This is a genomic window from Streptomyces coelicoflavus (genome assembly GCF_003112555.1).
Classification (GTDB): domain Bacteria; phylum Actinomycetota; class Actinomycetes; order Streptomycetales; family Streptomycetaceae; genus Streptomyces; species Streptomyces coelicoflavus.
On record NZ_BEWB01000001.1, the window covers coordinates 1 to 26,678 of the forward strand.

General features: G+C 71.7%; 26 protein-coding genes and 1 other RNA gene. 19 read left to right on the forward strand and 8 right to left on the reverse strand.

The window, feature by feature from the left end; all coding sequences use genetic code 11:
* Both Sco07f_RS00005 and Sco07f_RS00010 read right to left on the reverse strand, forming a co-directional pair.
* Positions 1-166 (reverse strand): transposase (locus Sco07f_RS00005; protein ID WP_159106906.1); only part of this gene is annotated, 166 nt, incomplete at its 3' end.
* A 6-nt stretch (positions 167-172) separates the two neighbouring features.
* Positions 173-379: a hypothetical protein gene (locus tag Sco07f_RS00010; protein ID WP_108986580.1), complete on the reverse strand. Its 207-nt coding sequence runs from the start codon at positions 377-379 to the stop codon at positions 173-175.
* Between the two features lie 213 nt (positions 380-592).
* On the opposite strand from Sco07f_RS00010, the gene ftsE reads away from it, so the two are divergent.
* The 5 genes from ftsE to ssrA all read left to right on the forward strand — a co-directional run bounded on the left by ftsE (position 593) and on the right by ssrA (position 4,527).
* The gene (gene ftsE / locus Sco07f_RS00015) at positions 593-1,282 is read left to right on the forward strand and encodes a cell division ATP-binding protein FtsE (protein ID WP_003975843.1); all 690 of its coding nucleotides are present in this window, start codon (positions 593-595) and stop codon (positions 1,280-1,282) included.
* A 42-nt stretch (positions 1,283-1,324) separates the two neighbouring features.
* Positions 1,325-2,242 carry a permease-like cell division protein FtsX gene (gene ftsX / locus Sco07f_RS00020; RefSeq protein WP_007450177.1) on the forward strand — a complete coding sequence of 306 codons (918 nt, stop codon included), beginning with the start codon at positions 1,325-1,327 and terminating at the stop codon, positions 2,240-2,242.
* 68 nt (positions 2,243-2,310) lie between these two features.
* On the forward strand, positions 2,311-3,510 hold the full coding sequence (locus Sco07f_RS00025) for a S41 family peptidase (RefSeq protein ID WP_174855289.1): 1,200 nt from the start codon (positions 2,311-2,313) through the stop codon (positions 3,508-3,510).
* 46 nt (positions 3,511-3,556) lie between these two features.
* Positions 3,557-4,036 (forward strand): SsrA-binding protein SmpB, encoded by a 480-nt coding sequence (gene smpB, locus Sco07f_RS00030; RefSeq protein WP_007450171.1) that lies wholly within the window; start codon positions 3,557-3,559, stop codon positions 4,034-4,036.
* 91 nt (positions 4,037-4,127) lie between these two features.
* Positions 4,128-4,527: a transfer-messenger RNA gene (ssrA, locus tag Sco07f_RS00035) on the forward strand.
* A gap of 167 nt (positions 4,528-4,694) precedes the next feature.
* Here ssrA and Sco07f_RS00040 read toward each other — a convergent pair.
* A complete protein-coding gene (locus tag Sco07f_RS00040; RefSeq protein ID WP_108986582.1) occupies positions 4,695-5,999 on the reverse strand; it encodes an MFS transporter in 1,305 nt (434 codons plus the stop codon).
* Between the two features lie 83 nt (positions 6,000-6,082).
* Here Sco07f_RS00040 and stgR point away from each other — a divergent pair, with 83 nt between their 5' ends.
* The 4 genes from stgR (at position 6,083) to Sco07f_RS00060 (ending at position 12,378) form a co-directional block, all read left to right on the forward strand.
* Positions 6,083-7,054 (forward strand): LysR family transcriptional regulator StgR, encoded by a 972-nt coding sequence (gene stgR / locus Sco07f_RS00045; RefSeq protein WP_108986583.1) that lies wholly within the window; start codon positions 6,083-6,085, stop codon positions 7,052-7,054.
* 301 nt (positions 7,055-7,355) lie between these two features.
* Positions 7,356-8,759, forward strand: coding sequence for a hypothetical protein (locus tag Sco07f_RS00050; protein ID WP_167467971.1), 1,404 nt, complete (start codon positions 7,356-7,358; stop codon positions 8,757-8,759).
* Positions 8,759-10,966, forward strand: coding sequence for a bifunctional polysaccharide deacetylase/glycosyltransferase family 2 protein (locus Sco07f_RS00055; RefSeq protein WP_108986585.1), 2,208 nt, complete (start codon positions 8,759-8,761; stop codon positions 10,964-10,966). The genes Sco07f_RS00050 and Sco07f_RS00055 overlap by 1 nt, the downstream gene beginning before the upstream one ends.
* Positions 10,963-12,378, forward strand: a complete 1,416-nt coding sequence (locus Sco07f_RS00060; RefSeq protein WP_108986586.1) for an acyltransferase family protein — start codon at positions 10,963-10,965, stop codon at positions 12,376-12,378. The genes Sco07f_RS00055 and Sco07f_RS00060 overlap by 4 nt, the downstream gene beginning before the upstream one ends.
* 9 nt (positions 12,379-12,387) lie before the next feature.
* Here Sco07f_RS00060 and Sco07f_RS00065 read toward each other — a convergent pair whose 3' ends face one another.
* Genes Sco07f_RS00065 through Sco07f_RS00085 form a run of 5 tightly spaced genes read right to left on the reverse strand, consistent with a single transcriptional unit; the run spans position 12,388 to position 14,785 of the window.
* A complete protein-coding gene (locus Sco07f_RS00065; protein ID WP_159106907.1) occupies positions 12,388-12,660 on the reverse strand; it encodes a DUF6059 family protein in 273 nt (90 codons plus the stop codon).
* A 21-nt stretch (positions 12,661-12,681) separates the two neighbouring features.
* Positions 12,682-12,987 carry an antibiotic biosynthesis monooxygenase family protein gene (locus tag Sco07f_RS00070; protein ID WP_007450141.1) on the reverse strand — a complete coding sequence of 102 codons (306 nt, stop codon included), beginning with the start codon at positions 12,985-12,987 and terminating at the stop codon, positions 12,682-12,684.
* A complete protein-coding gene (locus tag Sco07f_RS00075) occupies positions 12,987-13,343 on the reverse strand; it encodes an antibiotic biosynthesis monooxygenase family protein (RefSeq protein WP_244941962.1) in 357 nt (118 codons plus the stop codon). The genes Sco07f_RS00070 and Sco07f_RS00075 overlap by 1 nt, the downstream gene beginning before the upstream one ends.
* Before the next feature lies 1 nt (position 13,344).
* A complete protein-coding gene (locus tag Sco07f_RS00080; protein WP_108986589.1) occupies positions 13,345-14,073 on the reverse strand; it encodes an SDR family NAD(P)-dependent oxidoreductase in 729 nt (242 codons plus the stop codon).
* A gap of 40 nt (positions 14,074-14,113) precedes the next feature.
* On the reverse strand, positions 14,114-14,785 hold the full coding sequence (locus Sco07f_RS00085; protein ID WP_159106908.1) for a class I SAM-dependent methyltransferase: 672 nt from the start codon (positions 14,783-14,785) through the stop codon (positions 14,114-14,116).
* A gap of 224 nt (positions 14,786-15,009) precedes the next feature.
* On the opposite strand from Sco07f_RS00085, the gene Sco07f_RS00090 reads away from it, so the two are divergent.
* The 10 genes from Sco07f_RS00090 (at position 15,010) to Sco07f_RS00135 (ending at position 26,659) form a co-directional block, all read left to right on the forward strand.
* A complete protein-coding gene (locus Sco07f_RS00090) occupies positions 15,010-15,393 on the forward strand; it encodes a SchA/CurD-like domain-containing protein (protein WP_007450130.1) in 384 nt (127 codons plus the stop codon).
* Positions 15,390-16,160, forward strand: a complete 771-nt coding sequence (locus tag Sco07f_RS00095) for an SDR family oxidoreductase (protein WP_007450129.1) — start codon at positions 15,390-15,392, stop codon at positions 16,158-16,160. The genes Sco07f_RS00090 and Sco07f_RS00095 overlap by 4 nt, the downstream gene beginning before the upstream one ends.
* Positions 16,161-16,163: 3 nt before the next feature.
* The gene (locus Sco07f_RS00100) at positions 16,164-17,477 is read left to right on the forward strand and encodes an amidohydrolase family protein (protein ID WP_087790733.1); all 1,314 of its coding nucleotides are present in this window, start codon (positions 16,164-16,166) and stop codon (positions 17,475-17,477) included.
* Positions 17,478-17,487: 10 nt separating this feature from the next.
* A complete protein-coding gene (locus tag Sco07f_RS00105) occupies positions 17,488-18,747 on the forward strand; it encodes a nucleotide sugar dehydrogenase (RefSeq protein WP_054100764.1) in 1,260 nt (419 codons plus the stop codon).
* A 201-nt stretch (positions 18,748-18,948) separates the two neighbouring features.
* The gene (locus tag Sco07f_RS00110; protein ID WP_108986591.1) at positions 18,949-21,156 is read left to right on the forward strand and encodes an MMPL family transporter; all 2,208 of its coding nucleotides are present in this window, start codon (positions 18,949-18,951) and stop codon (positions 21,154-21,156) included.
* 410 nt (positions 21,157-21,566) lie between these two features.
* Positions 21,567-22,388: a sensor histidine kinase gene (locus Sco07f_RS00115; RefSeq protein WP_159106909.1), complete on the forward strand. Its 822-nt coding sequence runs from the start codon at positions 21,567-21,569 to the stop codon at positions 22,386-22,388.
* Positions 22,364-23,059, forward strand: a complete 696-nt coding sequence (locus Sco07f_RS00120) for a response regulator (RefSeq protein WP_007388620.1) — start codon at positions 22,364-22,366, stop codon at positions 23,057-23,059. Before Sco07f_RS00115 ends, Sco07f_RS00120 begins: the two co-directional genes overlap by 25 nt.
* A gap of 111 nt (positions 23,060-23,170) precedes the next feature.
* A complete protein-coding gene (locus tag Sco07f_RS00125; RefSeq protein WP_042822341.1) occupies positions 23,171-23,545 on the forward strand; it encodes a TcmI family type II polyketide cyclase in 375 nt (124 codons plus the stop codon).
* 5 nt (positions 23,546-23,550) lie between these two features.
* On the forward strand, positions 23,551-24,969 hold the full coding sequence (locus Sco07f_RS00130; protein ID WP_108986593.1) for a cation:proton antiporter: 1,419 nt from the start codon (positions 23,551-23,553) through the stop codon (positions 24,967-24,969).
* Between the two features lies 1 nt (position 24,970).
* Positions 24,971-26,659 carry an NAD(P)/FAD-dependent oxidoreductase gene (locus Sco07f_RS00135; protein ID WP_007388623.1) on the forward strand — a complete coding sequence of 563 codons (1,689 nt, stop codon included), beginning with the start codon at positions 24,971-24,973 and terminating at the stop codon, positions 26,657-26,659.
* The last annotated feature ends 19 nt before the right edge of the window (positions 26,660-26,678 follow it).

The following is a 26,678-nucleotide window of genomic DNA, read 5'->3' on the forward strand; positions in this document are numbered from 1 at the left end:
ACTCCTCCGGCAGGTCCCGCCAGGGCGAACAGGTGCGGTACTTCCACGCAATGGCCTCAAGGGTGCGGCGGTGGTCGGCCCATCGACGACCGCGGACCGGATCGGCCGGCATCAGCGGCTCGATCCGGCCCCACATCGCATCAGTGATCACTAACCGGGTGGACACATCCGATCAACTGACCAGCCCACCAAAGAGACACGCTCGCAGGGCCACCGCCGCGACCAGTACCGCCAGCAGGGCGATCAGCGCCGTGGGGTTCAGTCCCGCGAAGAAGTTGTTCCCCTGCTGCATCCGCTCGCGGTTGGCCCGGCACACCGGGCACCTGCCCTCACTCACGGGCGCAGCGCAGTTCGCGCACACCAACCGGTCGTACGTCATGCGCTCACCCTCCTTGCCACGGCTCTGTCGGGAACAACGCCCGCGACGGTACGAACGTTCCCCTTCCACTGTGCCAGGTTCCGTGGGGCCCTGCGCGCCCTCCCGTGGGGACAAAACGCGCAACCCATACGCAACCCCGACCGGTGACTGCGGTCGGCTCCCCGGTTCGCGTATGGTCACGCACATCTACCCCCGGCGACCCGTGGTGCATCCGTGATCCGATTCGACAACGTCTCCAAGGTCTACCCCAAACAGAGCCACCCAGCCCTCAGGGATGTCTCCCTGGAGGTCGAGAAGGGCGAGTTCGTCTTCCTCGTGGGATCCTCCGGCTCGGGAAAGTCCACCTTCCTGCGGCTGATCCTCCGCGAGGAGCGGTGCAGCCACGGCCAGGTGCACGTGCTGGGCAAGGACCTCGCCCGCCTGTCCAACTGGAAGGTGCCGCAGATGCGGCGCCAGCTGGGGACGGTCTTCCAGGACTTCCGCCTGCTGCCGAACAAGACGGTCGGCGAGAACGTGGCCTTCGCCCAGGAGGTCATCGGCAAGTCCCGCGGCGAGATCCGCAAGTCCGTGCCGCAGGTCCTCGACCTCGTCGGACTCGGCGGCAAGGAGGACCGCAGGCCCGGCGAGCTGTCCGGCGGTGAGCAGCAGCGCGTCGCCATCGCGCGCGCCTTCGTCAACCGGCCCAAGCTGCTGATCGCCGACGAGCCCACGGGCAACCTCGACCCGCAGACCTCGGTCGGGATCATGAAGCTGCTCGACCGGATCAACCGGACGGGCACCACCGTGGTGATGGCCACGCACGACCAGAACATCGTGGACCAGATGCGCAAGCGCGTCATCGAGCTGGAGAAGGGCCGCCTCGTCCGGGACCAGGCACGCGGTGTCTACGGCTACCAGCACTGACGAGCCACTGACGACGAGGAACGAAAGGCTTAACGAGACGCCATGCGCGCCCAGTTCGTAGTCTCGGAGATCGGTGTCGGTCTTCGCCGCAATCTGACGATGACCTTCGCGGTGATCGTCTCGGTCGCCCTGTCCCTGGCCCTGTTCGGCGGTTCGCTGCTGATGAGCGACCAGGTCACCACCATGAAGGGCTACTGGTACGACAAGGTCAACGTCTCGGTCTTCCTCTGCAACAAGAGCGACGCCGAGTCCGACCCCAACTGCGCCAAGGGCGCGGTGACCGAGGACCAGAAGAAGCAGATCATGTCCGACCTCGACGAGATGACCGTCGTCGAGAAGGTGACGTACGAGTCGCAGGACGAGGCGTACAAGCACTACAAGGAGCAGTTCGGCGACTCGCCGCTGGCCAGTTCCCTCACGCCCGACCAGATGCAGGAGTCGTACCGGATCAAGCTGAAGGACCCGGAGAAGTACCAGGTCATCGCCACGGCCTTCGACGGCCGCGAAGGTGTGCAGTCCGTGCAGGACCAGAAGGGCATCCTGGACAACCTCTTCGGTCTCCTCAACGGCATGAACTGGGCCGCCCGCGCGGTGATGGCCCTCATGCTCGTCGTCGCCCTGATGCTGATCGTCAACACCGTGCGCGTCTCGGCGTTCAGCCGGCGCCGCGAGACCGGCATCATGCGCCTCGTGGGCGCGTCGGGCTTCTACATCCAGGCGCCGTTCATCATGGAGGCGGCGGTCGCCGGACTCATCGGCGGTGGTGTCGCCTGCGGATTCCTGGTGATCGCCAGGTACTTCATCATCGATCACGGACTGGCCCTGTCCGAGAAGCTGAATCTGATCAACTTCATCGGCTGGGACGCCGTCCTGACCAAGCTGCCGCTGATCCTGGCCACCAGTCTGCTGATGCCCGCGTTGGCCGCGTTCTTCGCGTTGCGCAAGTACCTGAAGGTGTGACACATACCAAGGGGGTCGCACGGTCAAGCGAGCGTGCGGCCCCTTCGCGTTGTCCTAGACTCACCGGCATGTCAGGTCGTGACCTGTTCTGTCAGCCCCGCCGCGCACGCCACGGGGCCGCCCTGACCTTGGTGTTCGCGAGCGTGCTCGTCGCGGGCGCCGCCACCGGATCGCTGCCCGGCGCGGACCGCAAGCCCGAGCCCGGCACGGCCCGTTCGGCCGCCCCGGCCGGTCAGCAGGCCCGGCACGACGACGTCGCCCGCGCGGCGGCCGAGGCCATGGCCGACGGCAAGTCCCCCGTGGAGGCCGCCGAACGCGCGGTCAGCCGCAGCGGGGACCGCTGGGGCGCCATCTACTCCCAGGGCGAGTACGAGGAGTTGGAGGACGCCCTCGACGGCCGGTACACCGGCGTCGGGCTCTCCGCGCGCCGCGAGCGGGACGGCCGCATCGAGGTGACCGGGGTGCGCTCCGGCTCGCCCGCCGCCGACGCCGGGATCCGCGAGGGCGACCGGCTGCGCAGCGTCGACGGCGAGCGGGTCGACGGGCGGCCGGTCACCGAGGTCGTCTCCATACTGCGCGGCGACGCCGAGGCGGAGCCCGCCGGCACCGCCGTCCGGCTCGGCCTGGAGCGCGGCACGCGCGCGTGGACCGAGACCGTACGACGCGCCCGGCTGTCCACGGACCCCGTCACCGTCCGCACGCTCGCCGACGGCCTCACCGTCCTCAAGGTCACCTCCTTCACCAAGGGCGTCGGCGAGCAGGTGCGCGAGGCCGCGGCACGGGTGCCGTCCGGCGCCGGCCTCGTCCTCGACCTGCGCGGCAACTCCGGCGGGCTGGTCGCCGAGGCCGTCACCGCCGCCTCGGCCTTCCTCGACGGCGGCCTGGTCGCCACGTACGACGTCGACGGCGAGCAGCGGGCCCTGCACGCCGAACCCGGCGGCGACACCACCAGGCCCCTGGTCGCGCTCGTCGACGGCGGCACGATGAGCGCGGCCGAGCTCCTCACCGGGGCCCTCCAGGACCGCGGCCGAGCGGTCGTCCTGGGCTCCCGCACCTTCGGCAAGGGCTCGGTGCAGATGCCGAGCCGGCTGCCCGGCGGCTCGGTGGCCGAGCTGACCGTCGGCCACTACCGCACTCCCTCGGGCCGCGGCGTCGACGGCACGGGCATCACGCCCGACCTGGAGGTCGACCCGGCCGACCCGGCCGCCCTGGAGCGGGCCCGGACGGTACTGAGCGGACTGGGGCGCGAGGCGAACGACCCCGCGTAATCGGCTTTCCGCAGGACCCCTCCGTAGTGCCAAAATGGACCGCACTATGGCTAAGGAAAAAGGGCGCAAGCTGATCGCGCAGAACAAGAAGGCGCGGCACGACTACCAGATCCTCGACACCTACGAGGCCGGCCTCGTGCTGTCCGGTACCGAGGTGAAGTCGCTGCGCCAGGGGCGGGCCTCGCTGGTCGACGGCTTCGTGCAGTTGGACGGTCACGAAGCGTGGCTGCACAACGTGCACGTGCCGGAGTACAGCCAGGGCACCTGGACCAACCACAGCGCGCGCCGCAAGCGGAAGCTGCTGCTGCACCGCGTGGAGATCGACAAGCTGGAGTCGAAGTCCCAGGAGACCGGTCACACGATCGTGCCGCTGGCGCTGTACTTCAAGGACGGCCGGGCCAAGGTCGAGATCGCGCTGGCGCGCGGCAAGAAGGAGTACGACAAGCGGCAGACCCTGCGGGAGAAGCAGGACCGGCGCGAGGCGGAGCGGACGATCTCGGCGATCCGGCGCAAGCAGCGGGCCTGAGGCCCGGGGAATAGGCTGGCACCGGCATGCGTTGGTCACGTACGATGGTGCTCGCACCCCACGCGGGTGCACGAGATTGAAAAATCAACATGGGGATGATCGGTTTCGACAGCGGCTGTCGAAGCAGGGGAAGCGTGTCGAGAAAGCGGCCATGATCTCGTAAACCACAGGCCGAAAAAAATAATCGCCAACACCAAGCGCGATTCCTCCCAGCAGGCCTTCGCCCTCGCTGCCTGATCTCAGGTAGCGAAGCGAGCCTCCTACTAAGGGAGTGTCAGCCCGGGGCTGTTCCCGACCCGGATCCTGGCATCAGCTAGGGGACTAAACCTTGATCCCGGTCACGGGGTGAAGAGGGAAATCAAACAGTGACTGAGCCCGTCGGAGACTTGTCCGCGTGATCTCCGGGGCTGAGAAAATCGAAGCGGACTGCACACGGAGAAGCCCTGGTTCCGCACCGTTGGACGCGGGTTCGATTCCCGCCATCTCCACGAGGTCGAGGGCGACGTGTGCTCGCGGTAAGCGCGAGCACACGTCGCCCTCGTCGTTTTCTGCGCGGCTCCGCCGCGCGACGCGGGGGCTCCGCCACCCGCACCCCCCTTACGCGAGGAACCCCCTGGGGCACCGGCCACGTGCCGGCGGCCCAGGGGGTTTTCCGCGTTCACGCCGTGCGCCGGGTCGGCAGCAGGGTCAGGAGGAGGGCGACGGCCGCCGCCGTGACCGGTACGACGTAGGCGGCGGTGGGGGAGACGTGCTCCACCGTCCAGCCGCCCGCCGCGCTGCCGCAGGCGATGCCGCCGAGCAGGCCAGTCACCGCGAGGGTCATGCCCTCGTTCAGGCGGCCCTCCGGGGTGCGGTGCTGGACCAGCGTCATCGTGGTCACCATCGTCGGGGCCGTCGCCATCCCGCCGACCAGCAGCGTCAGCGCCAGCAGGGGCAGGGAGCCGCTGAGGGAGGCCGCGAGCAGCGGCAGCGTCAGCAGGGCCGTCATCGCCGCCACGCACCAGGGCAGGCGGTGCTCGGCCGGTCCGGCCGGCTTGACCGCGCCGTACAGCAGGCCCGCGGCGCAGGAACCGGCCGCCTGGAGGGCGAGGACCACACCGGCCGCCGCGCGATGCCCCTGTGCGTCCGCGAAGGCGATGGTGACGACCTCCATGGCGCCGAACACCCCGCCCATCGCCAGGCACACCACCAGCAGCGACGGGATGCCCGGGACCCGGAACGGTGCCTTCGCCGTCGGGCGCGGGCGGGCCGGCGGCTCGGTCGAACGCCGGGCGGTGAACAGCAGCATGCCGGTCACCAGCAGCACCACGCCCACGAGCGTGCCCGCCTCCGGGAACAGTGCGGTGCACAGGAACGCGGCGAGGACCGGACCGAGCATGAAGCACAGTTCGTCCGCGGCCTGTTCGAAGGAGTTGGCGGTGTGCAGCGCGTCCGCGTCTCCCTCGAGCAGGTGGGCCCAGCGGGCGCGGGCCATGCCGCCGGTGTTGGGCGTCGTCGCGGTCGCGGCGTACGCGGCGAACAGCGTCCAGGCGGGCGCCCCGTACCGCACGCACAGCAGCAGGGCGACGGAGCCCAGCGCGGCGAACAGGGTGGCGGGCAGGGCCACCCTGGCCTGGCCGTACCGGTCCACGAGCCGCGCGGTCCACGGGGCGACCAGGGCCGTGGCCGCCAGCCCCGTCGCGGTGACGGCGCCGGCGAGGGCGTACGAGCCACGCGTGCCGGCGATCATCACGACGGCGCTCACGCTGAACATGCCCATGGGCAGCCGGGCGACGAGGTTCCCGATCGTGAAGGCTCGGGCGCCGGGTATGGAGAGGAGGCGCCGGTACGGACCCGGTGGTCGGTGCCGGACGCGGGGGCGGAAGTCGGCCGCGACCACGGTGTCGGCGGTGACGGCCAGGAAGGGGGCGGAAGGGGCGGACGGAGCGGGGCGGGACGGGCGCGCTGGCGTCGGTGTCGGCATGCGTCCACCGTCGCCCGGAGACGATCAGCGGGTCCAACACCTTCTCCGTGGCCATTCACGCAACCCCGTTGTAAATTCGCCGGATGTCCGCACCCGCCCACCTCGACCCCCGTCTCCTGCGCGCCTTCGTCGCCGTCGCCGAGGAGCTGCACTTCACCCGAGCCGCCGCCCGGCTCTACATCGCCCAGCAGGCGCTCAGCAGGGACGTGCGGCGCCTGGAGCGGGAGTTGGGCGCCGAACTGTTCGTCCGGACCACCCGGCAGGTGACGCCGACGGCGGACGGCGAGCGGCTGCTGCCGTACGCCCGCCGGGTCCTCCAGGCGCAGGACGACCTGCTCGCCGCCTTCGGGCAGGCCCGCCCGCTGCTGGTGGACCTCAACTCCCCGGGGCTGGCCACCGGCCGTCTCGTTCTGGAACGGGCCCGCTCGCTCGCGCCCGAGCAGGAACTGATGGCGCGGTACGAGAGCGGGCTGACCCACGCCGCCGGTGAACTGGTCGCGGGCCGTCTCGACGCCTCCTTCGGCCGGTTCGCGGGGCTGCCCGCGGCGCTGCGGGCGGGGCTCGGCCACCAGCCGGTGCGCTACGAGCCGATGGCGGTCGTGCTGCCCGAGGGCCATCCGCTGGCCCGGCTGGACCGGGTGCCGCTCTCCGCGCTCGCCGGGGAGAGCGTGTACGCCGGGGCCGGCAACCCGCGCACACCGGAGTGGACGGACCTCGCACACCGCCTGTTCGAGGGACGCGGCATCCACGTGGCGTCCCCCGCACCGCTGGCGGTCGGCGAGGAGGAGTTCCAGCGCATCATGGACAAGACACGCAATCCGATCCTCGCCGTGCAGAGCTTTCCGGCCATGCATTCGACTGTGGTGCGCCCGCTCGTGGACCCCGTGCCGCTGTCGCCGGTGTCGCTCGTCTGGCGAAAGGGGCTCGCGCATCCGGCGCTCGACGCCCTGCGCCGGGCAGCGTCCCAGGTCGCGACCGAAAAGGGTTGGCTCGGGGTCCCCGACGGGGGATGGATTCCGGCCGCCGACGCCGCTGTGATGTCCGTCCACAAGTGACACGCGGCAACCACACATCCTCCGCGTGCGCTACATTCTTTGCCTGAGCACGGTGTGATACAGGGGGCGCTCGAACCTGGTGGGGGCCGGTTCGGCCGACGAGTGCTCGGAGTCGTATGCGCACCCGGAAGTGTTCCGTGGGGGGAAGTGCGCACGCGTGAAGAATTGGCAAAAAGACGCCCAACCGGAGTGGCCCGAGGTCGAGTCCGGGGCTCGTGATCTCCCGGAGGCAGGACGACATGCTGACGCCACCGAGGTGCTGCCCTCGACCCGGGTCCTCTCGTCGGCCGGAGGGTCTCCGGTGAACGCGAGGGAGCCCGGCGGGACGGACGGGTCCACCGGATCCGCTCCGGACTCGGGATGGTTCGGTGGCTCCGGCCGGAGCCCGCGCGGCCACGGCGGACCCGCCGCGGACCGTACGGAGATCCTCGGCGCCCGAATAGGTGGCCAGGGCCGCCGCGTTCCGGGTCAGGACCCGTCGGTCCCGGGCCGGATAACCTGGGGCACAACCGGCCCGGCCGGGGCAAACCCCGACAGTGCCGCGCCGGGCAACGCCCCGCACCACGCCGCCCCTCAGCACGCCACCCCGAACCACCCCGCCGCCAACCACCCCGCCCCGAACGGCGCCGCTCCGAGGCCCGACCTGTTCGGCAAGGCCCCCTACGCCGCCCCGGCGCCCGGCACCGGCACCGGCACCGGCACCGGCAGCGCCCGCGGCACCGGCAACGGCGGTCCGGACCCCGACCGGACGGACGTCCTCCCGCCGGCCGGTCCCACCCGCGCCTTCCCCGCACCCGCGTCCACACCTCCGCCCGGTCCCCCCACCGCCGTGCTCCGCGACCCCTGGCAGGAACTGCCGGACACGGACGGCGACGCGGGCACCGGCACCGACACCGCCGGTCACACCCACGACCCGCACGAGGTCACGGTCCAGCTCGACGCCGTCCACCTCGGCGACGGCATGGTCCTGCGGGCCGACGGCGGACACCGCAAGAGCGGCCCGGAATCCTCCGAAGGGCCCGTCTTCGTCGACGCGTCGGGCCGCCGCAGCCGCCTGTACCGCCGCGTCGGCATCCTCGTCGGCATCGCCTGCGCCGTCTACGCCGTCGTCATCGTCTCCACGCTGCTCTCCGGCAACTCCGACGCTCCCTGGATGCCCGTACCGGGCCAGCAGGAGGGCGCCCCGGCCGGGCAGGTCGACACCACCCCGCTGCCCTCGCAGCCGGCGCGGCCCTCCGGCACCGGTGCCGCCGTCCCGCAGGCCAGCCCCTCCGCCGACGCCGGCGCGGCGACCGCACCGGGGGCCGAGGCACCCGCGCCCGGCACGTCCGGCGTGACCGGCGGCGCCGCGGGGCAGCCCGGCACGAGCGACGGGCCCCAGACCTCGGCGTCCGGGACCGGCCTGAACCCCGGCGGTTCCGGCGAGACCGGCCCCGACCCGGCCCAGTCGGCACAGACCTCGCAGTCCGCCACCACCGGACCGTCGACCCCGGCGGGCGGCGGCGACCCCACCGCCGGCCCGACCGGGTCCACCGGCTCCACCACGGGCACCGACCCGGGCGAGGGCGGCGCCGGCGCCAACGGCGCGGGCGACGCCCCGGACCCCGTCGCGGTCCCGGCCGGCGCACCCGTCGTCGCCGCCGGCCCGGCCGGCACCTCCACGCCCCCCTCTTCCGATTCCCTGTCCCCGGAGAACACCCTCTGATGGCATCCCGCACCGGCCGTCACGGGGCCGCGCGCAGCGCCCGTGGGGGCTCCCGCCCTCGCCTGCCGTTGCGCCTGCTGCTTCCGCTGCTCCTCCTGGTCGCCCTGGTGGCGATGCTCATGCTGCGCGGCTACGTGCACAGCGAGATCCTGGCCGACCACCGCGTCCAGCCGCCCGCCGCCACCACCGACGTACCCGAGAAGATCCTCGAGGGCGGCCCGGTCATCGACGCGCGCGGCGGCCGCACCGAGAGCCTCAGCGTGCCCGACCACCGGCTCGTCCTCACCTTCGACGACGGCCCGGACCCGACCTGGACGCCGCGCGTCCTCGACGTGCTGAAGAAGCACGACGCGCACGCGGTCTTCTTCGTCACCGGCACCATGGCCTCCCGCTACCCCGACCTCGTCGAGCGCATGGTCGACGAGGGCCACGAGGTGGGCCTGCACACCTTCAACCACCCCGACCTCTCCTTCCAGTCCAAGAAGCGCATCGACTGGGAGCTGTCGCAGAACCAGCTGGCCATCACCGGCGCGGCCGGCGTGCGCACCTCGCTGTTCCGCCCGCCGTACTCCTCCTTCGCCGACGCCATGGACAACAAGTCCTGGCCGGTCACCGAGTACATCGGCAGCCGCGGCTACCTCGTCGTCGTCAACAACACCGACAGCGAGGACTGGAAGAAGCCCGGCGTCGAAGAGATCATCCGCCGGGCCACCCCGAAGGGCGGCAAGGGCGCCATCGTCCTCATGCACGACTCCGGCGGCGACCGCCACCAGACCGTGCAGGCCCTGGACCGGTTCCTGCCCGACCTGAAGAAGAAGGGCTACGAGTTCGACAACCTCACCGAGGCCCTGGACGCGCCCAGCGCCATGACCCCGGTGAGCGGAGCCGAACTGTGGAAGGGCAGGGCCTGGGTCTTCCTGGTCCAGGCGTCGGAGCATCTCACCGACGGCCTGGTGGTGGGCCTGGCGATCATCGGCACGCTGGTCATCGGACGCTTCGGCCTGATGCTGCTCCTGTCCGGCGTCCACGCCCGCCGGGTGCGCCGCAGACGCTTCCGCTGGGGCCCGGCGGTCACCGAACCGGTGACGGTGCTGGTCCCGGCGTACAACGAGGCCAAGTGCATCGAGAACACGGTGCGTTCCCTGGTGGCCAGCGACCACCCGGTCGAGGTCATCGTCATCGACGACGGCTCCAGCGACGGCACCGCGCGCATCGTGGAGGGCCTCGGTCTGCCGGGCGTCCGGGTGATCCGCCAGCTCAACGCGGGCAAGCCGGCCGCGCTCAACCGGGGCCTGGCCAACGCCCGGTACGACATCGTCGTGATGATGGACGGCGACACCGTCTTCGAGCCCGCCACCGTCCGCGAACTCGTCCAGCCCTTCGGCGACCCGAAGGTGGGCGCCGTGGCGGGCAACGCGAAGGTCGGCAACAAGGACAGCCTCATCGGCGCCTGGCAGCACATCGAGTACGTGATGGGCTTCAACCTGGACCGCCGGATGTACGACGTCCTCGGCTGCATGCCGACCATCCCCGGCGCGGTCGGCGCCTTCCGCCGCTCCGCCCTGGAGCCCATCGGCGGCATGAGCGACGACACGCTCGCCGAGGACACCGACGTCACCATGGCGCTGCACCGGGCCGGCTGGCGGGTCGTCTACGCCGAGAACGCCCGCGCCTGGACCGAGGCGCCGGAGTCCGTCAGCCAGCTGTGGTCCCAGCGCTACCGCTGGTCGTACGGCACCATGCAGGCCATCTGGAAGCACCGCCGCGCGGTGATCGAGAAGGGCCCCTCGGGCCGCTTCGGCCGCGTCGGCCTGCCCTTCGTCTCCCTGTTCATGGTCGTGGCGCCGCTGCTGGCCCCGCTGATCGACGTCTTCCTGCTCTACGGCCTCGTCTTCGGCCCGACCGACAAGACCATCGTGGCGTGGCTGGGCGTCCTCGCCATCCAGGCGGTGTGCGCGGCGTACGCCTTCCGGCTCGACCGGGAGAAGCTGACCCCGCTCATCTCGCTGCCCCTCCAGCAGATCCTGTACCGCCAGATCATGTACGTGGTGCTGCTCCAGTCCTGGATCACGGCGCTCACCGGCGGCCGGCTGCGCTGGCAGAAGCTGCGGCGCAGCGGCGGTGTGTCCGCGCCGCCGCCCGGCGCCGACGGCGTGCCGCCCCAGCGGCGCCCCGGTGCGGTGGACGGGAGGCGGCCGGTCGGATGACCACCCCGCCGTTCGACCCGGCGCGGCCGGTCCCCGCCGTGCCCACGGCGCCCGCCGCGTCCACCGCGCCCGTCCCGGCCGCCTCCATGCCGGCCGCCACCCGGAGAGCCCCGCACGTGACCGCACCACCGTCCCCGTCCCCGTACCCGTCCGCCGCACCCGTCCCGGCGGGACCGGCGGGACCGGCCGGACCGTCCGAATCGGCCGAACCGGCCGTGCCCCGGCAGAAGGAGGCCCGGCGCGGTCCCGTCCGCGACCGGTACTTCGACCTGCTGCGGGCGGTGGCCCTCTTCCGCGTGGTCCTCTACCACCTGATGGGCTGGGCCTGGCTGCCGGTGGTGTTCCCGTCCATGGGCGTCATGTTCGCCCTCGCGGGCAACCTGATGGCCCGCAGCCTCAAGCGCCCGGCCGTCCAGGTCGTCCGCAGCCGCATGCGCCGCCTGCTGCCGCCGCTGTGGCTGCTGGGCGTCGTGGGCGTGACCGGCATGGTGCTCCAGGGCTGGGGACCGAACGAGGACGGGCACCCGGGCTGGTGGTGGTTCCACCTCGTCTACTGGATCCTGCCGCTGAGCGACCCGCCGTTCGCCGAGAGCGTGCCGGGCATCCACGGCATCCTGGGCGCGGACTGGGCCGCGGAACTCGGCGGGCCGCTCTGGTACATCCGCGCCTACCTCTGGTACGTCCTGCTCTCCCCGGTCCTGCTGCGCGCGCTGCGGGCCCTGCCCTGGCTGACGATCCTGGCGCCGCTCGTCCTGTCGGCCGCCTTCCAGTTCGGCTACCTCAACCTGCCAGGCGAGCGCTTCCCGTCCGCGCTGACCGACTTCAGCACTTTCGGCGCCTGCTGGATCCTCGGCATGGCCCACCAGGAAGGCGTACTGAAACGGCTGCCGCGCTACATCGTGCCCTCGGTGGCGCCGGTGATCGCCGCACTGGGCCTCTGGTACGCCTTCAGGGAGGGCTTCAAGACCGGGTACGACCTGGACTCCATCCCCTTCGCCCAGGCCGTCTGGTCCTTCGCGACGGTGCTGCTGCTCCTGCACGTCAGCCCGTCGTGGACCGAGTGGCCGCGCCGGCTGCGCCGCTGGGACCGGCTGATCACCCTGCTCAACTCCCGCGCGGTGACGATCTACCTGTGGCACAACGTCTGCATCCTGATCGCGGCCACCCTGTGGGACCAGTTGTGGGGCTTCGACGTCCTGTACGAGAACGTCCCGTGGCTGCTGGAGAGCCCCTGGCCGGTGCTGGCCATCGCCTGGCTGCTCATCGGGAGCTGCATCGTCTGGTTCGGCTGGATGGAGGACGTGGCCGCCAAGCGCAGGCCCCAGCTCTGGCCGGACGGCGGCAAGCGCCCCGCCGTTGGGCGGGGCGGGCAGGGCAGGCGGGACAGGCCCGGTGCCGGGCACCGGGCCTGACGGGCGGATCTACTCCAGCTGACGCCACAGCTCCCGTTCCCGGTCGGTCGGCGGCACGTGCGCGGCGACCCGCTCGGGATGGCGGTCGCCGGGGAGGGCACCGGGAACGTACGGGGCCGGCACGCCCCATGCCGTCGGACCGTACGGGGCGCGCAGGTCGTCCGGCGGCCGGTAGGGCTGGGGCGCGCACTCCGGCGCCACCCACATCGTCCCGGCGGCCTGGAACCCCCACCACACCTCCCGCAGTGTCCGGCGCAGCAGGCCGGCCAAGTGTCTGCACATCGTGAGACCTCCCGCGGGGACTCAGTGCTCGGCGACGACTTCGAGGACCTGCCAGGCCGGTGAGCGCTCCGGGTCGCGGAACGGCCTCAGCGGTGCGGATATGTCCCGGTGCGCGGGGTCGTCCTCCCAGGCCCGGTAGGCGGTCAGGTCCGCCCATTCGCTGGCGATCACCACACTGTCCGGGTCGTGCGGCGACACGAGCAGTTCGTTGCGCACCAGGCCGGGCAGCCCGGCCAGCCTCGCACTGACCTCGTGATAGGCGGTCAGCAGCGGAGCGAGCCCCTCGGCGGGCGCCCGGTGCCACAGCAGTACCCGTACGGCGGTCATCAGGCCTCCCCGGTGCGCCGGGACGTGTGCCCGATCACGTGCATGGTGGCGATGGCGCCGCTGGTGCGCAGCGGCTGGAACAGGTCCCGGTGGGCGCCGGGCCCCGTCTCGGAACGGTCGTGTTCGAAGGCCCGGAACGCCGCCTCGTCGCGCCAGTCGCTGCCCAGGTAGTACACGGACGGTTCGGCGGCGTCCCGCATCAGCCAGTGACCGGCGTTGCCGGGGCGCGCGGTCACCGACTCGGCGACCTTCCGCCACGCCGTCTCGAACTCCGCCTCGCGGCCCGCCCGTACGGTCATGGTCAGCAGGACCCGGAACCCGGGACCCGGTGTGCTCACGTCGGGTGTGGTGCTCACTTCAGGTGCCTCCGTCGACATTGATGGTCTCTCCGGTGAGGTAGGAGGACAGGTCGGACACCAGGAAGGCCACGACGTGGGCGATCTCCTCGGGACCGCCCAGCCGGCGCAGGCTGATGAGGGACTCGTAGCGCCGCGTCTGTTCCGCGGTCAGTTCCTGGGTGTCGATGATCCCGGGGGCCAGCACGTTGACCCGGACCCCCTGGGGCCCCAGTTCCTTGCACAGGCTCCGCGCGAATCCGGTGAGGGCCGACTTCGTGGCGGTGTAGTGCGCACGCAGGGGCACGCCGACCGCCGCCGCCTTGGAGCCGATCAGCACCAGCGAGGCGCCGGGGGACAGCAGCGGCAGCGCGCCCTGGACCACGGAGAAGGTCCCGGTGAGGTTGGTGGCGAGGGTGCGGTCCCACTCGGCGCGCGGGAGCTGGGCGAAGGGGAGGTGCGAGATGGTCCCGGCGTTGCAGACGACGGCGTCCAGAGCGCCCCAGCGGTCCCGGCACGCGCCGAGCAGGTCCTCGACGTCGCCGGGCCGCCCGACGTCCGCCCGGACCACCAGGTGGTCTCCGCCGGTGTCCTTCAGCTCCCGGGCGAGCGAGTCGGCGGCGGGGCCGGCCTGCCGGTGGCAGACGGCGACGTCGGCGCCCCCTGCCGCGAGGCCGAGCGCGACGGCGCGCCCGATGCCCCGGGAGCCCCCGGTGACCAGGACTCTCTTCCCCGGTACGGGTATGTTCACGGTGTTCCTCCGATCTCCCCACAGGGGGATGTGCGCCGGGTCAGCGAAGGCGGCGAACCGTCAGGTGCCAGCAGGGCAGGGACGTGGGCTCTCCCGCGCTGCGCCCGACGAGGGTCTCCGGGGTGAGGGACTCCACCTTCCAGTCCTTGCCGAAGAGCCCCCGCAACTCCTCCTCCGACAGCGGCTGGAACGTGCCGTGCGCCGCCAACCGGTCGGTGAGGCACAGGATGTGCGCCACGGCGTCCGGGCGGGTGGCCCGGCGCAGCGCCCACAGGTAGCTCGAGCGCCGTTCCACCGGAAGGCTGTGCAGCAGACCGCAGTCCAGGACGCAGTCGAACGCGGCCTCGTAACCGGCGAGTTCGCAGGCGTCCGCGACGGCGAAGGTGGCCTTCAGGCCGCGTTGGCGCTGCTTGGCCAGTGCGGTGTTGATGGCGCTCAGCGCGAAGTCCACGCCGGTCACGCAGTGCCCGAGGGACGCGAGGTGCAGGGTGTGGTCGCCGGTTCCGCAGCCCACGTCGAGGATGTCGCCGTGGAAGGCGCCCTGCGCCGCCAGCCGGACCACCACGGGCTGCGGCTCGCCCGTCTCCCAGGGCAGTTCGGCCAGCCTGCTGCCGGCCCGTGCGGTGCCGCGGTAGGCGGCCTCGAACTGGTCGTTCGCGGTCGCGGGCGGGGATGTGCGTCCCGCGCCGCGGGACGTCGCTGAGTCGGTCATGGGCGCTCCCTCGGCTGAGTGGCGGTTCTGCCGTCCTGGACCCATGGCTATCAGCGGTGTCTACCTCCGCCGGGTCAACGCATCCACCGGGCAGGGGAGGCGCGACATCGTCACGCGGAGGGAAGACGGGGCGTGCGCCTTGCCGGAAGGCTCGGGCCGACCACCATCCGGCCCGTTTCCGCCACCGGAGCGCGGACCCCCGGGCCGGCCGAGACGGAGGCACCATGCAGCGCTATGCCATCACCTTCCGGGTACGTCCCGGCACCGAGGAGGCCGTGAAGGAACTGCTCATGTCCTACCGGCCGCCCAAGCTGCACGCGGCGGACGGGACACGGCTGCTGGGCGGGTCGGTGTTCATGAAGGACGGCCAGATCGTCCGGATGATCGAGATCGACGGAACCCTGGACGGACTGATCGAGCACCTCTCGCAGGACGCCAGCATCCAGGAGGTGGAGCGGCGCCTGGACGAGTACCTGGTCGAGGAGGACAGGCGCGCCGCCGACACCCCCGACGGAGCCCGGGCGTTCTTCCGGCGCGCGCTCATGGAGCACGTCACCACGCGCAGGGCGCCGGACCGGGCCGCGGCGGCCGACGGGGCCTCGTCGTGAGCACCCTCGGGGGCGAGCCACCCGTCCTGCTGGTCACCGGGGCCACGGGCCAGCTCGGACCGGCCACGGTGGCCCGGCTGGCCGCGCGGGGCGACCGGCTGCTCCTGGTCGGGCGGGACGAGGCGCGCATGGCCGCGCTGGACAAGGAGTTCGGCTCGCCGGGCGTCGTCGAGACCTTCACGGCGGACGTGTCCGATCCGCTGGGGGCACGGCTCGCGGCGGCCGAGGCGCGGGAGCGCATGGGCTCGCTGAACGGTCTCGTCCACATGGTCGGCGCCTTCCACGCCGGGCCGTCGTACCTGGCGGACCTCGCCGAGCCCGACCGGCTGTGGCGGGCGAACTTCCTGTCCGCCGTGCACACCTCGCTCGCCGTGCTGGCGCAGGCCGAGGGGGCGGCGCGCATGGTCTTCTTCACGACACCGCTCGTCCACGAACCGCTGCCTGGCCTCGGTTTCTACGCGGCGAGCAAGGCGGCCCTGGCGGCCTGGATGCGGTCCTTCTCGCACGAGGTCAAGCACCGGGGCGTGCACGCCAACGCGGTGATGATGACCATGGCCGACACCCCCGACGCCCGCCGGGAGCGGCCGGGCGCCGACTTCGGTCAGGCCGTCACCCCGGAACTGGTCGCCCGGGTCGTGGACTTCCTCACGAGCGAGGCGTCCGACGGGCTGTACGGCGCTGCGGTGCCGGTACTGGGCAGGTTCGGGTTCACCACGGGGCTCGCGGGTGGGCCCCCGGCCGGCGGCCCGTCCGCGGAACGGCTGTGACGGATGATCATCGACGTACACGGACATCTGGCGCCGTACGGCGAGGCCGGCGGCGGACCGCCGAGCCTGCGCGACCCGGAGGCGGCTATCGCGGCCAAACGGGAGCTGGGCATCGGCCTCACCGTCATCGGGAGCCCGGCCGGTGGCGGTTCCATGGAACCCGGGACCGGCCGCTCGGCCGGCGCCCGGGACGCCGGGCGGGTGCGGGCGCACAACGAGCTCATGGGCGACTTGGCCGGCCGGTTCCCCGATTCCCTGCGGGCCTACGCCTACCTCGATCCCTTCGGCGGACCGGCCATGCTGGAGCAGGCCGCGGAGCTGCTGAAGGACGCCCGGTTCGTCGGGCTGATGGTCAACAGCAGTGTGGACGGCGAGTACCTGGGCTCGCCCCGGGCCGAGGAGTTCTTCGCGCTCGCCGAGGAGACCGGTGCGCCGGTGCTGGTGCACCCGCCGGCCGACCCCGTCGGCATGGGCGGCGTGCGCGACCGCGGGCTGGTCGAGCACCTGGTACGGCCGTGCGACGTCACGGTCGGCGTGGGGACCGTGGTCACCGGCGGCTGGCTGGAGCGGCATCCCGGCCTGCGGCTGATCGCCGCGGCCGGCGGCGGATCGCTGGCGCTGCTCGGCCGGAAGCTGGACCTCGCCGTCGCGGGCCGCGGCCGGGCCGACGGACCCGGCGCCGAGGACCGCACGCCGCCCAGCGTGCTGCTGCGCCGCGTCCACGTGGAGACGTCCTGTCCCAGTGCGCACCAGCTCGCGGCGAACCTGTCCGTGTTCGGTGCCGGGAACGTCCTGTTCGGATCCGACGCGCCGCCGGTCATGGACGGGCTGCGCCCGTTGGTGGACCTGGTGTCGGGCCCGGTGCTGACGGAGCGCGAGCGTGCCCTGGTGTGCTCCGGGAACGCGCGCCGGCTGTTCGGCCTCCACCCGGGCGCCGACGCCCCCACGGGGACCGGCCCGGCAGCGGGCCCGGGCCGGGCGGTACGGGCCGAACTGACGATGACCGTACGCCCGGGATGCGGGGCGGAGTTCGAGCGGGCCTGGGCGGCGGTGGCCCGGTGGACCGCCGATCTCCCGGAGTGCCTCGGGCAGGCACTGTGCCGGGTCTCCACGGAGCCGCTGGTCTACGTCATCACCTCGGACTGGACCAGTGAGCCGGCGTTCCGCGCCTTCGAGGGCAGCGCGCAGCAGGACCGCGTCACCGCGCCGTTGCGCGGACTGCGCGAGTCGGCCCGGCAGGAGATACGCCCCCTGGTCGGCACGGCGCCCGCGCGGCACACCGTTGCCCGGGACGGCACGGACGTGTCCGGTGGCTGAGGAGTCGAGCATGGATCTGGTGGTCATCGGGCTCGGCTACGTCGGGCTGCCCCTGGTGCGGGAAGCGGTCGCGGCGGGCCTGCGCGTCGCCGGACTCGACCGCAGCCGCGACGTGGTCGAAGGGCTGGAGAGCGGCACGTCGCACGTCGACGACGTGTCGGACGACGAGGTGAAGACCCTGCTCGCCGAGGGGTTCAGGCCGACCCTGGACGCGGCGGTGCTGCGCGGTGCGGGGACCGTGGTCATCTGCGTGCCCACGCCGCTCTCGGACGCCCAGGGGCCCGACCTCGGCGCGGTGCGCGAGGCCGCGGAGGCGGTCGCGGCCCACCTGGAGCCGGGCACCCTGGTGGTACTGGAGTCCACGACCTATCCGGGGACCACCGAGGACGTGATCCGGCCGGTGCTGGAACAGGGCGGACTGGTGGCCGGCGCCGACTTCCCGCTGGTCTTCTCCCCGGAACGCATCGATCCGGGCAACCGGGAGTTCGGGCTGCGCAACACGCCGAAGATCGTCGGCGGCCTCACCGCGGCCTGCACCCGCGCGGGAGTCGACTTCTACGGACGGTTCGTGGAGCGGGTCGTGCCGGCCCGGGGACTGCGCGAGGCGGAGATGGCCAAGCTGCTGGAGAACACCTACCGGCACATCAACATCGCCCTGATGAACGAGATGGCCATGTTCTGCCACGAGTTGGAGATCGACATCTGGGACGTGATCGACTGCGCGGGGACCAAGCCCTTCGGGTTCCAGCCCTTCCGGCCGGGCCCCGGCGTCGGCGGCCACTGCATCCCCATCGACCCCAACTACCTGTCCTACAAGGTGCGCACCCTGGGGTACCCGTTCAGGTTCGTCGAGCTGGCGCAGGAGATCAACGCGCGGATGCCCGAGTACGTCGTGCGCCGTGCCCAGCAGATGCTGAACCGGCGGGGGATGGCGCTGAAGGACTCCGGGGTGCTGCTGCTCGGCGTCACCTACAAGGCGGACGTCGGGGACCAGCGCGAGTCACCGGCCCTTCCGGTGGCCACGAGGCTGTCCGGGCTGGGGGCGAGGCTGTCCTTCCACGACCCGTACGTGGCCGAGTGGGAGGTCGACGGGAGGAGACTGCGGCGCGAGGAGGACCTGCAACGGGCCCTGGACGCGGCCGACCTGGTCGTCCTGCTGACCGACCACGCCGAGTACGCCCCGGACTTCCTGCCGGCGGGGCACCCTCCGCTCCTGGACACCCGGGGCCGTTTCCGGGGTGCCGCGGACGTGTCCGTCGAACTGCTCTGAGGCTCCCGCCGCACCGCGGCACGGACTGGCGCCCGCAGTCGTCTTCGCCGACTGCCGGCGCCGGTCTTTCTCCGTCGGTTTCCCTGATAGGTAGCGTCGCTACTGTAGCGATGCTACCTTCGTTGTGTTGCCACGCTACACAACCGCGGGGCGACTCCAGGGATGACGGGCGCGTGACCGCGCTTGGGAGAGGTGTTCTGTATGGACATGGGGAAGCTGGTCGCGATCCCGGCCGGCCGCAGGAGCAAGTGGGCCGTGATCGGCGCCTGGTTGATCCTGGCGTTCTTCGCGGTCTCGCTGGCCGGGAAGATGGGGGACGTGCAGCGGGACAGTCCCGTGGACTTCCTGCCGGCCAGCGCGGAGTCGACCAGGGTCATCGAGCTGGAGGACGAACTTCCCGGCACCGCCACGACCACGGTGCTGGTGGTGTACGAGCGCGGCTCCGGCATCACGGACGCCGACCGGGCCGCCGCCGGGAAGCACCACGAGGCCGTGACGCGGGCCTACCCGGAGGACGCGGGCGGCCAGGGAGGGGACGAGGAAGGGGAAGAGCGGCCGGAGGGCTCGGACGGGCCCCCGCTGATGGAGTCCGCGGACGGCAAGGCCTTGCTGTTCCCCGTCGACGTGGACCTCACCAAGACCGAGGAGGCCGAGGCCGTCGTCGACATCCGCGACCTGGTCGCGGACGCTCCGGCGGGGCTCACCGTGAAGGTGACCGGGCCGGCGGCGCTCAACGCCGACCTCGACGAGGTCTTCGACGGCATCGACTCCAAGCTGCTCCTGGCCACCGTCGGGGTCGTCGCGCTGCTGCTGATCCTCACCTACCGCAGCCCGACCCTGTGGCTGGTGCCGCTGATCGCCGTCAGCTCGGGCGCCGTGCTGGCGATGGCCACCGTCTATCTGCTGGCCAACGACTTCGGACTCACCGTCAGCACCCAGAGCGGCTCGATCATGACCGTGCTGATCTTCGGGGCGGGGACCGACTACGCGCTCCTCCTGGTCTCCCGCTACCGCGAGGAACTGCGCCGGTACGCCGATCCGCACGACGCCATGGCCGCGGCCCTGCGGGGATCGGGGCCGGCCATCCTCGCCTCCGCGGGAACGGTCGTCGGCGGCCTGCTGTGCCTGTTGGCGGCGGACCTGAACAGCAACCGGGGGCTGGGACCCGTCGGCGCGGTGGGCATCCTGGCCTCCCTGCTGGCCATGCTCACGCTCTTCCCGGCGATTCTGACCGCCCTGGGCCGCAAGGTGTTCTGGCCCTTCGTCCCCGAGGTCGGTGCCCTCGGGTCGGAGACGCGGGGCATCTGGTCCCGGGTCGGGCAGTTCGTGTCCCGCCGCACGGTCGCGGCCGGTGGCGGGGTCCTGCTGCTCCTCGGAGTGCTGTCCCTCGGGCTGATCGGCATCTCGCCGAACCTCGCCGAGGAGGACTCGTTCACCAGCAAGCCCGACTCCGTCGCCGGCTTCCAGCTCCTCGGGGAGCATTACCCGGAACAGGCCGGGCAGCCCCTGACGGTGATGACCCGGGCCGACCGGGTGGACGAGGTGCTGGAGGCCGCGCGCGAGACGCCGGGGATCGCCCGCGCCGAGGCCGCCCGCGCCGGAACCGAGTGGGCGTCGGTCGAGGCGTTCCCCCGGGACCGCGCCCAGACCGCGGGAGAACGCGCCACCATCGAACGGCTCCGGGACCGGCTGCACCGCGTCGAGGGAGCCGACGCCCTGGTCGGGGGCGCCAGCGCCGAGAAGATGGACGAGGCCAACACCACCGCGGACGACCGCGTCGTCGTCATCCCGCTGGTGCTGATCGTGGTCGGTCTCATCCTGGGCGTACTGCTGCGCAGCGTGGTGGCGCCGCTGCTCCTGATGGGCACGGTGCTGCTCACGTACCTCGCCGCGCTGGGGACCACGAACGTGGTGTTCAAGGCCTTCGGCGTGGACGAGGTCGACCCCAACCTCCCGTTGACCACCTTCGTGTTCCTGGTGGCCCTGGGGGTCGACTACAGCATCTTCCTGGCACACCGGGTCAGGGAGGAGGCCAAGCGGGTCGGCACCAGGCTGGGCCTGCTCAGCGCGCTGTCGGCGACCGGCGGCGTGATCGCGTCCGCGGGCGTCGTGCTCGCCGCCACCTTCGGGGTGCTGGCCGCGATGCCGTCGGTGCCGATGGTCCAGATCGGGTTCAGCGTGGCCTTCGGTGTGCTGCTGGCCACCTTCGTGGTGCAGCCGGTGCTCGTCGCCGCCGCCATGACCCTGCTCGACCACCGGACCTGGTGGCCGGACAGGAGCTTCACCGCCGGCGCCGGTCAGCCGCTCCCGGGCACCCCGGACGGCACGGGCGTCCCGTACCCGGCGGTGCCGGCGCCGGACGGCCCGCCGGGTCGGGGCAGCGAGGTGGACTCCGTACCGAAGGGCTGAGCCCTTCCCCAGCGCCGCGGCCTTCCCGGGCAGTCCCCCGCCCCGGCGGGGGCCGCGGTCTTCCTTTTGGGGCATTACTACTTCGAAGTAAGGAACGTCAGGCGCGGTCAGACCCGGTGTCGCCTTCTCCTCGGAAGAATGCGGAAGGTTTCGTTCAGTACTTGGCAGAACAAAGCTTTGCCTTGCTGTGGATGGTCCCGTAGGATAAAGCCGAGTCCTCACTGGAGGGAAACTCGTTCGGGGGAACGCTGAGTTGCTCGACGGACCAAGTCCGCACCATCGGGTCTGAATGTGGTTCAAAAAGTCCTCGGCCCGCTTAGGTGAATTCTCCGTCCGCGCTCGGCGTGTGCAGGTATGCGAGGGGGAGCAATGGCCGCATCACCACAAAAGACACTGCGGGTGAGACCAGAGTGATCACCGTCGCTTACCAGGAAGTCGACTACACGGAGTTATTGGTCGGGCTGCTAGTGGGCGGGGTGATCATGCTGACGTCCAGACGCCGCCGCAGGACTTCCGGCGGACGGCGGACGCCCGGCACTTCGGGCGACACCCTGACCAGGGAGCGGCGCCGCATCGCCCGCGAACTCCACGACGGCGTCGGGCACGGACTGCTCGTCATCGCCATGCACTCCCGCAGCCTGTCCGTGCAGTCGCCGCAGCACAGTCCCACGGCCCGGGCCATCGACGAGACCGTGCACCACACCCTGACCGAGATGCGCCGGATGGTCGGCGTACTGCGGGCCGTGCCGGCGCCCTCGAGGATGTCCAGGCGCCCGTTGTCGGGCCAGGTGGCAGACCTGATCAACCGGCTGCCGCGGCGCGCGCTCACCGTCGACCTGCAGATCGCGGGACTGGAGCGGGACCTGGACCCGGCGGTGCGCCACGCCGCCCTGCGACTGGTCCAGGAAGGGCTCACCAACGCGATGAAGCACGCCGGTGACAGCCCGGTCCACGTGGTCGTGGAGTACGGCGCCCGCGTGGTGGTCACCGTGCTCACCGGCGACGCCCGCGAACTCCACGCGGTGCCCGAGGCCATGGAACGGCCGCTGCGCGGCAGTGGACTGACCGGCCTGCGCGAGCGGCTGACGGATCTGGGCGGATCCTTCGACTGCGGGCCCGTGGCGGGCGGCCGGGGATTCCTCCTCAAGGGCACACTGCCGGACCGGCCTTCCGTGACCGCAGCGGCATCCCCGAGGGAGGAGCCGACGTGCCCGGTGATATACGCGTCCTGATCGTGGACGACCAGCCGCTGGTCCGCAGGGGACTGCGGGCGACCCTCGGCCCCGAGCCGGGGATCCGGGTCGAGGGCGAGGCGGTGAACGGCCGCGAGGCGGTCCGGCTGGTCGGCCGGCTGCGGCCGGACGTGGTGCTGATGGACATCAACATGCCGTACATGAACGGCCTCGAGGCCACCCGGGAGATCTGTGAGCTCTCCGGCGCGGAAGACGTCAGGATCGTCATCCTCACGATGTACGACGAGGACGAGCACGTCTACGAGGCGCTGCGCAGCGGTGCGAGCGGGTTCATCATCAAGGACAGTCCGCCCGAGATGCTGGCGGAAGCGGTCAGGCTGGCCGCCCTCGGCGAGGCCCTGCTGTCACCGTCGGTGACGCGCCGGCTGATCGGGGAGTTCGCCCGCCGGCCCATGCTGGCCGGTGCCGCCCCGGATCTCGACCAGCTGACCGATCGGGAACTCGATGTGTTCAAGCTGCTGATCCGTGGATTCAAGAACGAGGACATCGCCCGGATGCTGGTCCTGGGGGAAAGTACCGTCAAATCCCATGTCCAGCACCTCTACCAGAAACTCCGCGTGCGTGATCGCGTGCAGATAGTGATCTATGCGTACGAGAACGGTCTGGTCCAGCCCGGGGGGCAGGGTCCCGAGTACCCGGTTTCCGGGTGAACGGCCTCTCCTCCTGAAGGCCGCCCTTCTCCCCTCCGCGGTGGAAGACGACCTAAGAACAATTTCCTAGCATCTCCCCTGTCCCGAATTCCCGGACAGGGGAGATGCTCGATGTCAGCAACGAATGAAACGGCCCGCAGGACGGCTCTCGTGGTCGCGCGAATGGACGCGGCGAATTCCACGGAAGTGTCGAGGCTGTTCTCCGCGTCGGACGCCACGTCCCTGCCGCACGACCTCGGCGTGCGCGGGCGTCGGCTCTTTCGCTATCACGGCCTGTACTTCCATCTCGTCGAATTCGACGGCACCCACACCGACCCGGTGGCCGTGGCCCGCGGCCGTGCGGACTTCCAGCGGCTCAGCGAGGAACTGAGCCCGTTCGTGCTGCCCTTCGAACCGGCGACCTGGCGGGGGCCGGAGTCGGCCATGGCGGAGGAGTTCTACTCCTGGACCGCCGCCCCGGCGGTGCCCCCCCGGCCCGCGGGCTGAGGCCGGTGCCCGAACTGTCGGCGGCCGGCGCACCGCAGGCCGCCACCGGGAGCCTGCTCGCGGCGGTGGCCCTGATCCTCGCCGCGGCCGCGCTGTTCTCCCGGCTGGCCCGGTGGGTGCGCCAGCCGGCCGTCGTCGGCGAGATCGTCGCCGGACTCGCCCTGGGCCCCAGCCTCCTCGGACTGCTGCCGGGGGACCCGGTCGCCCTGCTGTTCCCCGCGGACGTCCGGTCCGCCCTGGAGGTGCTGGCGCACCTGGGCCTGGTGCTCTTCATGTTCGGCGTCGGCTACCAGTTCGACGCCGGTCGTCTCAGAGGGCACGGGCGTCAGGTCGTGGCGACCTCGCTGGCGTCGCTGACGCTGCCGTTCGCCCTCGGTGCCGGGCTCGCGTGGGTGCTGCGGCCCTGGTTCGTCACGGAGGAGATGAGTACGTCCGGACTCCTGGTGCCCGCCCTCTTCCTGGGAGCGGCCCTGTCCATCACGGCGTTCCCCGTACTGGCCCGGATCATCGTCGAACGTGGCTGGCGAAGACGCCGCACCGGAGCCGTGGCCCTCGCCTGCGCGGCGATCCAGGACGTGCTGGCCTGGGGCGTGCTGGCGGTGGTCGTCGCACTGGCCAAGAGCACGGGGCCCTGGCCGGTGGCCCGGATGGCGCTCGTCTGCGGCGTGTTCGTGCTCGGTCTGCTCGTGCTGGTGCGTCCCGGACTGAACTGGCTGCTGGCCCCCGGACGGCGCTGGTCCGGCGGCCCCGTCAACCACGCCGTCCTGGTGGTGGGCCTGCTGCTGAGCGCGTGGGCCACCGAGGCGATGGGCCTGCACGCCGTCTTCGGCGCCTTCGCCTTCGGCGCGGTCGTGCCGCGCCGGCGGATCGACGCCGCCACCCCCGAGGTGCCCGAACGCATCGAACAGACCAGCCTGTTGCTGCTGCCCGTCTTCTTCGTCGTCACCGGGCTCTCGGTGGACGTCTCGGGACTGGGTGGCCGCGGTCTGCTCATCCTCCTGGCCGTGCTGGCGGTGGCCTGCGTCGGAAAGTTCGCCGGGGCCGCGGGAGCGGCCCTGCTGACCGGCGCCACCCGGCGGGAGGCCGCGACGCTGGGGGTGCTGCTCAACACCCGGGGCCTGACCGAGCTGATCATCCTCAACGTCGGTCTCGCGCTGGGCGCCCTGGACAGCCGGATGTTCACCGCGCTGGTGATCATGGCGGTCGCCACCACCGTCATGACCGGCCCGTTGCTGGCGCTCCTGGGCCCGGCCGGCGACGACGGCGGACGGAGAGCGGCCTCGTCCCGGGTGCTGCGTTCTCCTCCCGGAGCCGGGACGGATTCTCATCACGGCGGTGGAAGACCGCGCCCCACCGGACCTTTTAGCGTGACGCCCGGTTCATCCGAATCACCCGCACATTCCGTGGAGAACGAGAGGAGTTGAAATGCCGCAGGACCCGCAACTCCCGCAGAATTCTCAGAACCCGAGGACGGCCGGGCACGATTTCGACGTCATCATTCTGGGCAGCGGTATCGCCGGTTCGACGCTCGGCGCGATCCTGGCGAAGAACGGCGCGAGCGTGCTGCTCGTCGACGCCGGGGTGCACCCGCGTTTCTCGGTGGGCGAGTCGACCACCCTCTACACCCTGAACGTCTTCCGGGTGCTCGCCGAGCGGTACGGCATCCCGGAGCTGGAGCCGTTCTCCACCGTCGAGGGCTGCCTGGAGCACATCGGCCCGAGCGTGGGACGCAAGCGGCACTTCGGTTTCATGCTGCACCGGGAGGGCGAGGAGCCCGACCCGCGCGAGGTCAACCAGTTCGCCCCGCCCTCCTCGCTGCTCCAGACCAGCCACCTGCACCGGCAGGACAGCGACGCCTACCTGTTCCACGCCGCCGTCCGCTACGGCTGCGTGGCCAAGCAGGCCTACCGGGTCGCCGAGGTCGAGCTGGGCGAGGACCAGGTCGCGGTCGTCGGGCAGGACGGTTCGCGCCACACGGCCCGGTACCTCGTCGACGGCAGCGGGTTCCGCTCGCCGGTCGCACGGAAGCTCGGCCTGCGCAGGCAGCCGAACGACCTCAAGCACCACTCCCGCTCACTGTTCACCCACATGCTGGACGTGCGCCCCACCGACGACTGCCTGCGGATGCCGGCCGAGGACCTGCCGCCCATCCCCTGGGTGGACGGCACCATGCACCACACCTTCGACCGCGGCTGGCTCTGGATCATCCCGTTCAACAACGAGCCGCGCTCCAAGAACCCGCTGGTGAGCGTCGGCCTCACCTACGACGAACGGCGCTACCCCAAGACGGAGGGCGTCGCCCCCGAGGAGGAGTTCCGCGCGTTCACCAGCCGGTTCCCGGTGCTGGAGCGGATCTTCGCCGACGCCAAGACCGTACGGCCGTGGGTCTCCACCGACCGCCTCCAGTACTCCTCGACCAGGACGGTCGGACACCGCTGGTGCCTGATGTCGCACGCCGCGGGCTTCATCGACCCGCTCTACTCCCGCGGACTCACCAACACCGGCGAGGTCATCAACGCACTCGCTTGGCGGCTGCTCGACGCCCTGCGCGAGGACGACTTCGCCGAGGAGCGCTTCGCGTACGTCGACCGGCTCCAGAAGGGCCTGATCAAGTACAACGACGAGCTGGTCAACTGCTCGTTCGTCGGCCTGGGCGACTACGAGCTGTGGAACGCCGTCTACCGGGTGTGGGGCGCCGCGGAGGTACCGGTCAACCTGCGGTTCGAGCGCTTTCTGGAGCGCTACCGGGAGCACCCCGACGACCGGCTGTTCCAGGAGATGGAAGAGGTCCCGTACCTCGGCTACCTCGTGCCCGACAACCACCCCCACAAGCGGCTGTTCGACGAGATGGTGCGGCTGTGCGACGCCGTCGACGCCGGTGAACGGGACGCCGCCGACGCGGGCCGCGAACTGATGAAGCGGGTCGCGGAGTCCGACGGCGTGATCCCGGGGATCGGCCTGGGCGACCGGGACCGCCGCTTCATCCACCCCGACCCCGGCTCCCTGGACGACATGGTCCGCTGGCTCGCCGTGGACGGGCCGCCCGAGCTGCGCTACCTCGCCGAGGGCCCCAAGTACGAGAAGCTCCGCGCCGCCGCCGGCCTGACCCCCTGACCCCGTCCCGCCCGACACA